At 32.3% G+C, this 13,745-nt stretch carries 9 protein-coding genes; 1 reads left to right on the top strand and 8 read right to left on the bottom strand.

Features of this window, described 5'->3' with window-relative positions; all coding sequences use genetic code 11:
- The 8 genes from CDOM16188_RS10785 to CDOM16188_RS10750 form a co-directional block, all read right to left on the bottom strand.
- Positions 1 to 4,413, bottom strand: a 4,413-nt coding sequence (locus CDOM16188_RS10785; RefSeq protein ID WP_301538613.1) for a calcium-binding protein, incomplete at its 3' end; no start/stop codon positions are given.
- 11 nt (positions 4,414 to 4,424) lie between these two features.
- Complete coding sequence (locus CDOM16188_RS10780) at positions 4,425 to 4,970, bottom strand: hypothetical protein (protein ID WP_172202110.1); 546 nt, start codon at positions 4,968 to 4,970, stop codon at positions 4,425 to 4,427.
- Positions 4,971 to 5,828 (bottom strand): Calx-beta domain-containing protein, encoded by an 858-nt coding sequence (locus CDOM16188_RS10775; protein WP_172202108.1) that lies wholly within the window; start codon positions 5,826 to 5,828, stop codon positions 4,971 to 4,973.
- Positions 5,825 to 6,424 carry a hypothetical protein gene (locus tag CDOM16188_RS10770; RefSeq protein WP_172202106.1) on the bottom strand — a complete coding sequence of 200 codons (600 nt, stop codon included), beginning with the start codon at positions 6,422 to 6,424 and terminating at the stop codon, positions 5,825 to 5,827. The genes CDOM16188_RS10775 and CDOM16188_RS10770 overlap by 4 nt, the downstream gene beginning before the upstream one ends.
- Before the next feature lie 118 nt (positions 6,425 to 6,542).
- Positions 6,543 to 7,844 (bottom strand): HlyD family type I secretion periplasmic adaptor subunit, encoded by a 1,302-nt coding sequence (locus CDOM16188_RS10765; protein WP_172202104.1) that lies wholly within the window; start codon positions 7,842 to 7,844, stop codon positions 6,543 to 6,545.
- Between the two features lie 9 nt (positions 7,845 to 7,853).
- Positions 7,854 to 9,953: a peptidase domain-containing ABC transporter gene (locus CDOM16188_RS10760; RefSeq protein WP_172202102.1), complete on the bottom strand. Its 2,100-nt coding sequence runs from the start codon at positions 9,951 to 9,953 to the stop codon at positions 7,854 to 7,856.
- Positions 9,938 to 11,413 (bottom strand): TolC family protein, encoded by a 1,476-nt coding sequence (locus CDOM16188_RS10755; protein WP_172202100.1) that lies wholly within the window; start codon positions 11,411 to 11,413, stop codon positions 9,938 to 9,940. The genes CDOM16188_RS10760 and CDOM16188_RS10755 overlap by 16 nt, the downstream gene beginning before the upstream one ends.
- 589 nt (positions 11,414 to 12,002) lie before the next feature.
- On the bottom strand, positions 12,003 to 13,010 hold the full coding sequence (locus tag CDOM16188_RS10750) for an IS1595 family transposase (protein WP_172202098.1): 1,008 nt from the start codon (positions 13,008 to 13,010) through the stop codon (positions 12,003 to 12,005).
- A gap of 198 nt (positions 13,011 to 13,208) precedes the next feature.
- Here CDOM16188_RS10750 and CDOM16188_RS10745 point away from each other — a divergent pair, with 198 nt between their 5' ends.
- On the top strand, positions 13,209 to 13,424 hold the full coding sequence (locus CDOM16188_RS10745) for a DUF6471 domain-containing protein (RefSeq protein ID WP_169976203.1): 216 nt from the start codon (positions 13,209 to 13,211) through the stop codon (positions 13,422 to 13,424).
- Positions 13,425 to 13,745 lie beyond the last annotated feature (321 nt).

Below are 13,745 nucleotides of genomic sequence, written 5' to 3'. Positions count from 1 at the left end.
AGCCGTTATGTTTTCAGGAGTTATTTTTCTTCCATCTGCAAATTCTATAAACTCTACTCTGTTATCAAAAGTTTTAAACCAATTTTTAATAGTAATACTATCTTTTAAATCCAATATAGCTACGCCATTTTCTTTTAGTCCTATCACAAGATCATCGCTGATTCTATCATAAACTACATCTTCTAAAGCTATATCTCCATCTGCTTTTATCTTATCTATTCCTCCGGTATCGGTTATTTCATCCTTATCCATGCCTCTTTTGAGTATATAGGTATCATTTCCGATACCTCCGTTAATAATATCGTTTCCGGCACCACCATCTATAATGTCGTCGCCATCATTACTGTTTATAATATCATCTCCTCCAAGAGAATTGATAACATCGTTATTGCCTGCAAATGTGTTTATAACATCTATTTCATCAGTTCCTGCCATAGCTACTATTTGATTGTAATCTAATACGGTTCCGTCTTGAAATATAAATTTTTCAATCCTGTTTTGATTCTTCATCCAATCTCTAATAGTGATCCTGTCACTTAGTTCACCAAATTTTACATTAGACTCTTTCAATGCTATATAAAGCGTATTATCTAGCACTCTTACGGCTATATCATCTTTTGTTATGCCATCTTCAAATCTTATGCTATCGCTGTTGCCATAAGAATCATATATAATATCTTTGCCGTCTCCTCTAGCAAATAAATACACATCATTTCCATGTCCGCCTTCAAGAATATCATCCCCCTTGCCACCTATTAAAGTATCGTTAGCATAGCCTGCTATAATCTGGTCATTACCATCCGCCGTCTCATATGTAAAAGGTGTACTATTATTGGCTCTAATAATATTATCTTCACTGCCATATATATAATGATAGCTACTAGGATAGCTAAATCCACTAGGATAAGGATATTTTGCATTTTTATCTATCTCCATGGTGCTTTTATCACCAAATTCTATCTTTTCGATACCTCCTAGAGGCTTTTTCCAATCCTTGATAATGACTGCTTCACTATTATTGATTTTGCCCTGATTATCTTTTACAAGCAGAACCAAATCATTTCCATAAGATGTAAATACTATATCATCTTTATTAGCATCCGTAAATTTAAGAATATCTTCACCGGCATTTATTTCAATATTATTTTCTATAAAACTATCATCTATTATTACTTTTCCATTTCCTCTTTTGTATGAGTATACATCATTTCCCTTTTCGCCTTTTAAAGTAGCGTTGGGCTTAGCGTATATAGTATCTGTATCGCCTGAAGCATAAGAGAACAAGCTCCCTATATCAGAATTAGTCATTTTTGAGCCGTCACTAAATTCCAGCTCTTCTATTGCGTTATTTACAGTAAAGAAATTTAAAACCTCAATAGTGTCATTAGTAGGTTTTATAGTTATAATTAAATTTAATTTATTTTTTCTAAACGATATATCATCTTTTAAGATATCGCTAAATTTGATCTTATCGTTTCCGCTTGCATCATTTATCTTATCGCTTCCATCCCCTTTGTTATAAATATACGTATCATTATCCCATCCGCCTTCTAGATAGTCGTTACCGGTTCCTCCAATTAACGTATCATTGCCTGAATTTCCATAAAGTTTATCATTGCCACTTCCGCCTATGAGCGTATCATTTTTATTAAGACCGGTTATGATATCATTTCCCTCTTTTCCATCCAATGTGTCTTCTTCGTTTGTTCCCACTATAGTGTCATCTCCGTTTGACACCAGAGAGTTTATAATATCACTTGGCTTTAGTTCGGTCTGATCATCAAATTTAATACTTTCTATTTGATTTTGCTCATTAAACCAGTCGGTAATTGTTATATGATTTTTATCATCCATAAAAACTTTTAAAGAGCTATTTTCTTTCATAAATTTAACTTCGTCTTTATCGATACCCTTAAGTCCTAAGCTGTCTTTGCCGCTACTATCTTCTATTACATCTACACCGTCGCCTTTATTATATATATAGATATCATTACCCGATCCTCCATGCAGAGTATCATTTCCTTTACCACCTTTTATAGTGTCATTTCCGCTATTTGCGAATACTTTATCGTTTCCGTCTTTAGCATCTATAGTTTGGCTTATTTCAGTAGTGTATATATCGTCATCACTATCGCTACCCATCATAGAAATCAGATCGCTTACGTTAAGAGTAGTATTATCGCTAAATTTGATTCCCTCTATCCTATTGCTAAAACTATAGAAATTCTTAATTATGATTTGATTACTCAAAAATCCTTTTGTGTTTGATTTGACAGATATATTTAGATCAACCCCGTTTGTCTTTACTATCAAATCATCTTTATTTATAGTATCATCAAATTCTATTACATCTCTTCCGTTTGAGTCATATATAACATCGACTCCATCACCTTTGCTAAATACATACCTATCGTCCCAATCACCGCCTTCTAAACGGTCGTTGCCTCTTCCTCCTATTACAGTATCGTTTCCATCTCCACCTAATATCTTATCGCTACCGTCTCCGCCGTCTAGCGTATCATCACCGCCGGCTCCTTCAAGTATATCTCTGCCGCCGTTACCGTATAGCTGATTATTTTGATTATTTCCTATCAAGTGTTCATTTTTATCATCGGACTGCAAATTGTCTTTTAAGTTTAATTCCGATGGATCTTTATAAAACACTATTTCCCTTACTCTTTTTAGTCCTTTATCGGTAAGTATTGTCTGATTTGTAGTATTATCCCCTAAGAAAGACTTTGCGTTATCATCTCCGTAAATATATAAATTTACAGTATCATCGGAGTTTTGTCTATAGTAGATATAATTATAGATTTGATCGTTTTTATCTATTTTCATATCGTGGTTTCTATCATATCCGCTCAAAAGAGCATCAAGAGTACTGACAGATATAGATTTTATTGGAGAGTTTTCATCGTTTATCGATATCAGTTCGCCTTCGTTTGTTTTTCCGTCGCTATTTTTATCTATCCATATACTCAATGTAGTATTATCATCTTTATTTATAACTCCGTCTTTGTTTGTATCAAACTCTTTTAAAAGAGAAAAACTATCGATTGATTTATCTCCAAATTTATTAAAATAGTGATTACCTAGAATTTCTCTGCCGCTATCTATCTTTCCGTTTTTATTTATATCATTTACAAGCACACCTTCATCGAGTTTAAACCAATCAATCATTCTTTCTTTAAATCCGTCATTATTCATATCAAAGTATATTTTAGACTCATTAGACGAATTTGTAGAGTATAAAGAATTTGCGAGAACAGCCGAGCCTAGACTTCTAAAGCCTGCACCTTGATTTGCAGAATTTAATTTAAATATCATTACCGAATTTAAATCAGGTTCATCAGGACACTCTATCTGAGGGATATTAGGAAGGCTGGGTTTTGATGGGGTTGGTATATATAAGCTAGAGGAGCCTCCCCATCCTCCGCCTCCGCCCCAACTTGCGCCTCCCCATCCTCCGCCGCCTCCTGAGTGATATAAAGGAGAGCTAGGAATACTAAAATTAAGGTTAAAATTAGGACTTATAGGCTTAGGACACTCTTCTTCCGGAAAATCTACTATAGTGCCTATGCCTGATGCAAATCGTTTTGAGATGTTCTCATGCTCACTAGGATTTGCCACATTGGCAAACAGCATAAAATCTTCTTTACCTTCATATACTCTATCTCTTGCTAATTTTATAGAGTGTTTATAGGTAGTCTCTCCTGCCGCTATAGTTATCTCTTTATCCTCTTGTTTTTCAAAGTCACTGTCTCCTATGGCAGATCCGTCTATAGTGGTTAGCTTAAGAGTTAAATCCTTATCTAAAGCCTTGGATAACTTTATTTCAAATTCTATCATTCCATCATTTTCAAAAGCGGTAGGGTTTGAGATGTGTATAAAGTTTCCGTTACAACTCATACACTCAAAATAATTTTTAAGCTTACAATCATTATTTACTATGTTATCCATATCAATAAACAATGATTGAAGCATATCGTATAAATCAGTATCTTGTTTACTGGCCATTAAAGAAGCTATTCCTAAACCAAAGCCACCTATAATACCAAATGCCTTGACTTGAGGAATCGGAATAATAGACACTAGTCCTACAACATCTCCCAAAAGTGACAGCAGGGTACTATTGCTTATTTTGCCATTGAGTTTTTCTATATCTTGCCTAGCTTGATCAATGTGAACTATAAGCGATGCCGCAAAAGCCGAACCAGTAGTTATTTTATTTATTGTATTTATTTTATTTGCTTTATTTGCGATACCCAAAAACATATCCAACAACCCCAAAGCTCCCGCTGCTGCTGTAGCATAATCACCTTCTATCATAGATTTACCAACTCCAAATACTTTTTCTGGATGTGTGGCAAGGGACAAGTTTGTACAAAAATTAGAATCGACTTTAATACCCATATTCAATCCTTTTACACAATGTTATTTGGTTTTTCATTATTTCTTAAATTTATTAAAACTATTAATATAAAAAATATAAAAGATAATTTGCAGGATAGTTTAGACCACATATAAGCTATATTATTGGCTTTTTTTGAATTATTCATATTATATTTTGTGCTTAACAATGTTCCGTTTAAATCTCTTATCTCTTCAATATAATTCTCTTTGATGCCAAAAATAGTACTATTTTTATTGACGCTATAAATTTTAACCGTATTTCCTAGTTTTATATTTTTAAGGTCTATAGAATGAACTACATATCGAAAATATTCATTATTTGATTTGAGAGTAAGCATAGTAGAGCTATTAAATAGACGCTTATTAATACCACTAATTTCTCCGCTTCTAACCGTCATGTCTTGAATTTCCAAAACAGAATTTAACGACGAAAGATAAAGGTTAAATGAAACAATAAGAGCTATGATCATATATATATAAAATGCTTTACTCCATTGGCTTCTCTTCGTCTTTCCAAAAATAGGTTGCCAAATCAGCATGAGATAAAGTTTTTGCATTTAACTTACTTTGCAATAAAAATTAATATTAGAGTTTATACCCTGTTTATTGTTAATAATAGCACTACTTATAACATAATACCCAAAAACATTTGGGTCGGTTATGTTTATACTTTGAGCCGTAAGAGTAAAATACTCGCTACCTTCTTTTTGCATATCGTCCGTTATAGCTACACTATGTTTATAAGATGTCTCTCCTGCTTTTATAGTTATAGTAGTATTGTTTGGGGTATAGTCTTCGCTTGCTACGGCAGTACCGTTTGATGTATGCAAACTTAGCTCAAGATCCTCTTCAAGAGGTTTAGATAGAGTTATATCAAATACTACTTCTTGATCAGACTCGTTTACAGTGGGATTTGAGATAGAGATAAGGGGCGTATTTGGATATTCTGATATGGGAAAACCATCACTAAATAATCTATCAAATGCAAAATCAGTCCATAAAGAACCATAATAAGAACCAATAGCAGAGCCTGCAAAAATAACTAATCCTGCTATATACGGATTGGTTATTTTATACTTAACAACAAATTCAAATCCTTTTTTAGCACCAAACCATGCACCCGCAGCAGAAATACCAATTTTTGAAATACTTTTTGGTATTTCATATTCTGGATTATTGGAACCTATAGCCTTTACTATATCTAAAGAATTTATTAAAAAACCTGCTCTTCCTGCAATTATTTTCACTCCTGTCGCAAGCCCATACGGATTTTCATTAAATTTTCCATCCTCAGCCAATTGAGCTAACTCTTTTATGCCATCCATAAACGAACCGATTTTAGATGAGATATTGTTATCTTGCGTTGCATTATCATCTCGACTATTCACTATTCCTACTTCTGCATTATATTTCACTTACTAACTCCTCTTATTTTTTTAAAAATCAACAACATAAATTCACTGATATAATCAACCATCATCATAAAAAATATAGATAATGCAAATTGAAAAAACATTATAGGTAAAAATATTCCTAATCTAGTTTCCAAGCCAATATAAATGTGTTTATTTCCGAAGCTTAATCCATCTGTAGCTATATACCCTGTATAATAAATATAAATAGCAAAAATACTAATCGATATATTAAAAACTAATGATAATATATTAAATTTATCATCTTTATTATGTGCTTTATCTTTTTGAAAAATATAAAAAACATAATAAAAGACACCCCCAAATATAAGCAAAATTCCAGCTATCCACATAATGCCTGTATAAAACCCTGCAATTTGAGATAAAGCGCTAATATTACTAAAAATTTCAATATTAGGGAAATAAATTTTCATAAATTCTACAAAATCATTACAAATTTCATATCTATCAAGTATATCTTCAGGAATAATAAATACCGATAAAGAAACTATAAGATACATCAAGATAAATTTTTCTATCAACGACTGCTTGGGTTTGGTATTTTTAGTATTTTCTTTTTTAATGTTATTTGAAATCATAATTTACAACTTTCAATATATAGAACCAAGATAGTTATTCTATCTACTTAAGCCTTAAGCATCTATATAAAATTTGGAAACTATTATCATATTATTTTATGATATTTTATACACTCTCTCACCTTACACTAAGCCCTTCATCTAGGTATTTGATGATAGGATAGATAAATAGTTCTATCACTCTTCTTTTGCCTACTTTTACCTCTGTTATTACACTCATTCCTATGTCTAGTTTTTTCATCTCTCCGTCTACTTTTATCTCTAAACTTTTTGGCTTTACTTGTATCTCATATATAAGCCCTAGCTTTTCATCTTCTATGGCGTCATTGCTTACATGGGTTATCACTCCTTGAAGTAAGCCATACTTTTGAAAGCTAAAGGTATCTATCTTGATAGCTACTTCTTGACCTACTTTTAAAAAGCCTATGTCTTTATTTAAGACGCTTGATTTGATTACCAATGGAACATCGGAAGGTATTATGGATATAAGATTATCGTTTGGATTTACTACTCCTCCTTCGGTATGGATAAGCAGCTTTCCTACGTAGCCGTCAGTTGGAGATTTGATCTGTTGAGTTTTGTTTGAAAATAGTATTGCATCTATTTGAGCGCTTAGCTCTCTTCTTTCTCTCTCTTTTGCTAATGATGTCTCTATCCATTTGGACTTTAGCTCTTTTATAAGGGTTTTACTCTGCTCTTTTATCTCTTTTAGCTTTTTATCCGCTTCATCTAGTTTAAATTTAGCCATACTGTTTTGTTCGGTTAAATTTATAATGTTTTTATTTACTTCGTCATACTCTTTTTTAGCTATTATGTCTAAAACACTTTGAAGCCTTTTCTTTGTAGCCTCTTCTTTACTAAGTAGAAGTTTTACTCTGCTTAGTTCTGCCTTTTGAGTTTTTATATCCAAATTTGCAGCTTCAATCTTAGCTTCATTACTCTCATAAGTATTTTTAAGTATCTCTTTTTGACTGGTATATAAATTCAGTTGAGATATGTTTAAGTTAGCAAGCTCTTCTTTACTTAACTCTTGTTCGTTTATTAAAGCATTAAACAGCAAGATGTCCGAATTAATTACTTTTAAATCATCTTGTTTATTACTTAGTGAAGCATCCGTTACGGTTGGGTCTATCTGTATAAGGATATCGCCTTTTTTAACTTTGTCTCCGTCTTTAACGAATATCTTTGAGACTACTCCGCTTTCAAGAGGCTTTAGTATCTTTATCTCTCCGCTTGGTATGACTTTACCTTGCGCGCTTACTACTACATCTACCTTAGCAAGTATCAGCCAAGATGTGCCAAATACTATAACCGCCATCATAAGATAAAGGATAACTCTTCCAAGAGGGTTTAAGGGGCGATCTTCTATCTCTATTAAAAGGGGTTTGAATTCGTGAGTATCGTCTTGTCTATTTTTCAAGAGGCTCCTTTAAGCAGTTTGTTCTTGTTGGCTATTTAAAAAGTAGTAATACCCCTTTAGCTCCATTAAGCTTTTATGATCTCCTCTTTCTATTATCATGCCTTTATCTAAAACTATGATCTCATCACAATCCCTAACGGTGCTTAATCTATGAGCTACTATAAACATAGTTCTATCTTTTTTAATAGATGCCATATTGTTTGATATTATCTTTTCGCTTTCATAATCAAGGGCTGATGTAGCTTCGTCAAATATTAATATTTTAGGATTTCCAAGTATCGCTCTTGCGATAGCTACTCTTTGTTTTTGCCCTCCGCTTAAAGATGAGCCTCTTTCGCCTACTAAAGTGTCATATCCTTTTGGAAGAGAGCTTATAAACTCATCGGCTCCTGCTATCTTTGAAGCTTGCAATATCCTTTCCATCGAAGCGCTAGGATAAGAAAAGGCTATGTTTTCTTTAATGCTTCCGCTAAACAGGTAGCTATCTTGCAAAACTACGCCTATGTTTTGCCTAAGCCAAGAGGGATTCATATGTCTAATATCAACTCCGTCTATATAGATAGCTCCTTCGTTTGCATAATATAGCCTTTGAAGAAGTTTAGTTACCGTACTCTTTCCGCTTCCGCTTCTTCCTACTAGCCCTATACTGGTTCCCGGTCTTACTTGCAGGCTAAAATCTTTTAATACCACTGGAGAATCGGGACTATATTTAAAAGAAATTTTATCAAATTTAACCTCTCCCTTTAAAGAGCTAAGAGTAAGAGCCTTATCGTTTTCTTGCTCTTTTGGGGTGTTTAGTATATCTCCTAGTCTATCTACGCTTAAAAGAGCTTGTTGAAATTCATTCCAAAGACCTACTAGCCTCATAATAGGAGCGCTAAATTGCCCGGCAAACATCTGAAAGGCTATTAATTGACCTACGCTTAGTTTGTTTTCAAGGACAAGTCCTACTCCAAGATAGAGTATGGCTAAGGTCATAAGTTTTTGAAGCGCATTTGCAATGCCTGAGAGGATATTTGATAAATTTGAAAGATCAAAGCTTGACTTTACGTATTTGGCTAAAAAATCCTCCCAAAGACGCTGCATGCTTCCTTCTATGGCCAAAGATTTAACCGTAACTATGCCCGTGATTGATTCTACCAAATAAGAGTTTGATTTAGCTCCCATTTGAAATTTCTCTTCAAGTCTAGCTCTAAGCCTTGGGGTGGCAAAGAAGTAAAGAGTGGCTATTATAGTTACGAAAAATATAGCCGTTAAAGTTAGCTTTACGCTATAAAATAGCATCATAACTACAAATACTACGCTAAAGAGTATATCAAGCAAGACGGTAACTGATTTATTAGCTATAAACTCTCTTATGCTGTCAAGCTCTCTAACACGAGCGACTATATTTCCTACCTTTCTGTTTTCAAAGTAGATCATGGGAAGTTTGATTAGATGATCAAACAGCAGCGAACCTAGTCTTGCATCGATTTTAGAGGTAGTATGGGCAAATATATAGTTTCTACTAAGGCTTATTAGCATCTCAAATATAATAACCGCTAAAAATGCTATGGCTATAACGTTTAGAGTGCTAAGGGAGTGATGAACCAAGACCTTATCAAGAACTACTTGAGTAAATAAAGGGGTTATTAGTCCAAATAGCTGGATGATAAAAGAGGCTATTAAAATTTCGCCTACTATCTTTTTATAGTGAAGCATCCTTGCATAAAACCATCCAAAGCCAAATTTAATCCTATCGTTTAAAAGCTTATGCTTTAAGATGATCATTTTTTTATTTACGCTAGAGGAAATCTCGTCAAATTTAACTATATAAGGCTCGTTTTTATCTTTAAAGACCAAAAGCTCTCTTTTTTCTTCATCCACTCTTAATATATTAAAATACTGCCCGTTATTATCTATAGCTATGCAAGGCAGAGGATAGTTTAAAAGGTTTTTAAAGCTAAACTCTTTAATCTTAGCTTTAAAGCCCTTGTCTTTTGCTATTCTTACCAGCTCTTCTATTGAAGGGGTGGAATTTAAAGCATAATCTCTTATGATAGCTCTTGAATCAATCGCAACATTATTTAGATGAGCTACTATCTCTAAACTTCTTAAAGCGCTTTGCAACTATTTGCCCTTGTTAGCATAAGCTCGTATTTTATATCAAGCATATTTTTAGCCAGTAAGCTTTCGTTAAATTTGATGGTGTTTTCAAGATGTTTAATCATGCTTTGATATACAAGTAGTTTTTCAGCCTCTCCGCTTTTATTAAGTCTTTTACTCATAGTTAAAAGCTCATTTGAGTTATCCTTTAGATCTAAAGATGTTTTAATCTTATCCTTAGCGCTATGTAAATCATATTTTAAATTTCTAATATCTTTTTCATACTCTCTTCTTGCCTCTTCAAACTGCTCTTTAGCAAGACTTACCTCTATAAGAGCGCTTTTTATCTCAGACTCTCTACTAAAGCCGTCAAAGAGATTATAAGATATACTAAGTCCTATCCTATATCCGTTTCTTTGAGTATCATCTACCGATCTTCTTAAGCTATCCTTGTCATCTCCGTAAAAATCATATTTAGCATATAGATAAACCGCAGGAAAGTAATCTTTCTTTTTAGCTTCATATATTAGTTGTTTGCTGGCTATTAGAGCATTTAGTTCTTTAGCCTTAGCGGTTTGTTCAAAAGAGGGAAAGGAGTAGTCCGTATTTTTAGTTGATTTAAAATTTGAATTAATAGAATTGGCGTTTAAAGGTATATCTAAATTTAAGTTATAGTCCAAAGGCAATGAGTTATAATCATTTGGATTTTCATTTAAGTTTTTTGCCTCTAAAGACAAAGGTGAATTTAAATCCAAATTTGATGAGCCATACGAATCAAAAGGGTTTAAATTTGCACTTGGCAAAGCATCCAACTCATCGCTACTTTTTATATCTATTCCGCTTAAATTTGATATTTCGCTAAGTAGCTCTTCGCTTTGCTTTTTTAGATTGATTAGCATATCATCTACTTCAACTAGTTCAATGGCTCTATTTGCAAGAAGTGTTTTTTGTATATCGCCTGCTTCATAAAGCCTTTTAGATAGTTCGTAAATTTCTTTATATACCTCTTTTAGCTTGTTATAAAGACCTATCTTTTCTCTGCAGTCAAGTATCTTATGATAAATTTCAAGTAGCTTAAGTTTAGCTTCATTTACTATATCACACTCTTTATAGTTTAGACTTCTTATCTTCTCTTTACTTGCTTCTACATTTAAAGAAGTGGCATTAAATTTATAAAGTTCGTAGTTTAGCTTTAAAGAAAGAGAACTTGCAAATCCCGATGAATTAACTAAGCTCTCATCTCCTATGTATGAAGCGTTGAAATTAGAATATTTTTTAGAGTACTCAGAATTTGCACCGATGCTAAGTCTTGGATAAAAAGCTGATTTTACTCCTATTAACTCTTCATTGGCTAACATGGTTTGAAGACGAGAAGAGATAATAGATGGCTTGGTAGTTTCAAGAGAGATCATCAAGTCTTTTAAGGAGTATGTTTTACAAAAGGCGCATATAGAAAAAATAGATAAAATCAATATCGCCTTCATCAAAACCTCTTTTACCAAACTATCCAAATTGCTTATAATTCTAGGGGCTAAAGGCTTAAAAATTGATTAAATTATGGGAGTTATTATTAAAATTTATTTTTAATTCACATTAGTTTCGCTGATAAGCAAATTGCATTAAGAATTCTTATTTAAAAACCTCAAAGCGAAATTATATCCTAATGTCCCCGTTTATAGTCTTTATAAACAAGATCTTTTAAAAACTACTTGTTTCCAAACCCTAACATCTGTTTTTAATGGTTATAGTTTATTTATTGCATTGATTACTTTCGCTATTGGAGATATAATTTTTAGTTATTTTAAGCCATTGAATAAACTTGCAAAAACAAAAAACTTGGCAAAAGGTAGCAAAAATAAAAAGTAACCTTGTAGCAAAATCAAACAATGCACCAATTATATTTTGCATGCTTATTTCACGAATCAAAAATCTAAATACATCCTTAACAGATGTAGATAGTTTATTTATAAATAAACATAAACAAAATATCTATGTAGCAATTAATAAGCTCGTAAGACGTGGAATTTTATCAAGCATAGAGACTAACGATTTGAAACTGTATCAAATAGCTTCTTAAGCCCCAAGTCTTTCAGCTACTCTTTTGTTTCCTTGCCAGTAACCGCAGAATTCATTAGAAATTGAGTTATTTGCCAAACATCTTGATAAAATATCATTCATTATGGATCTATTATCTAGCCTTCTGGTATCTTCTCTATATGCTATCTCATTAGCATAGTTTGAAAGATAAAGAACGCCTATTCTATGAAGCTGTCCATACTGCATACGTCTAAATCTTGAGTTAAAGCTTTCTGATTGATTATTATTCTCTCCATTTACTCCGCTATACTCTATTTGATGATTTACTCTTTTTAAATCGTAATGAGCTAATAAATCATCGTAAGCCGAACTTTCGTCAGTATGAATTTGAGAGTTTAAGGCAATGTTTGCCTTTGCTATCTTGTTTATATCACTATTGTTTTCACTTTTTAATATAAAGGTTTTTGTTTTACTTGCACCTTTGCCTTGTAAATTTCTTTCTCTTAAAGAAATAATGACTCTCTTATTTGGTTTAAAGACCTTTCTTCTATCTATTCTGTTTTTTATATTGTTTGCCGGTCTAATATAATAATTAACATAGACTCCATCCATTTCACAAATTCCTTCAAATTTTGTATTATCGTCATGGCTGATTAAAGACTCTCTAATCTTATGTGCTAAAACCCAAGCTGTTTTATACTGAACATCTAAATCTCTACTAAGTTGAAGCGATGAAATACCTTTAGTGGCATTAGTAAATATCACAATAGCTAATAGTATTGTTTTAAAGTCTAACTTATGGGAATGAAATATTGTTCCGCTAGTAACGCTAAAGGTATGAAAGCAATCCTTACAACGATACTGCATTCTGCCTTCTATAAAATAATGACTATTTACACTTCCACAACTTGGACATATTGGCTCACCTTTATTATCGCGCCATCTTATCGATTTAAAATACTCATAGCAATCCTTCTCACTCATAGAAGCTATCTTTTTAACCGATACCGTTCTAGCTTTAGATGAGAGGAGGAAGTGTTGCATTTTAAATCCTTTTTATTCTTTAATTTCGCTATCTGTTTTAACTAATCAAGATTTATGTATACTTTTTGTGAACGGATTATATCGTATACAGTATTTAGAGTCAACACTTTAAAGTATAAATATATATTAAAAGATATAATATATTGACAAATAGTACCATTTGTACTATAATTATTTAAATTTCAAGAAAGGTATGAGATGGATTATTTTCAAGAAGCAAAAAATATAATAAAATCTGAAATAGCAAGAAAGAATATGGATTATCAAACATTAGCTCTTTTATTAAAAGAAAAAGGCGTAGAGGATAATAGAATGAATATAGCAAATAAGATAAGCAGGGGTAAATTTAGCTTTGCATTTGCTTTGCAGATATTAGATGCTTTAGGAGTTAAGAATTTAAGAATAAGGGATTAAAAGATACATTTAATTCTTATAATTTGAATAGTACTTTAGTAGAAAAATAAATAATAGCAGCAAGATAGATTTTATATCTCTACCTTGCCTAGGTGTCGTGTCCACCCCTCGAATTGCTAAAAATCTTAGTAGTAAAAAATAAAAAACATGGGATAGATAAAACTATCCCAAAAACAGTCATCTTAATCAAATGTATCTATTGTTTGTAAAAAAACAAAGTCCAAGCTTTTTACAAAAAGAGTATAGTGATTTTTTTGGTTTTATCAGAAGCAACCTTTTGGATTACTTTAAAAAATATTATTTTTTATTAAACAAATAAAA

It is taken from the genome of Campylobacter sp. RM16188 (assembly GCF_012978795.1).
Classification (GTDB): Bacteria; Campylobacterota; Campylobacteria; order Campylobacterales; family Campylobacteraceae; genus Campylobacter_A; species Campylobacter_A canis.
Note: the sequence above shows the minus strand (reverse complement) of the source record. Positions and strands in the feature narration are given on the sequence as shown.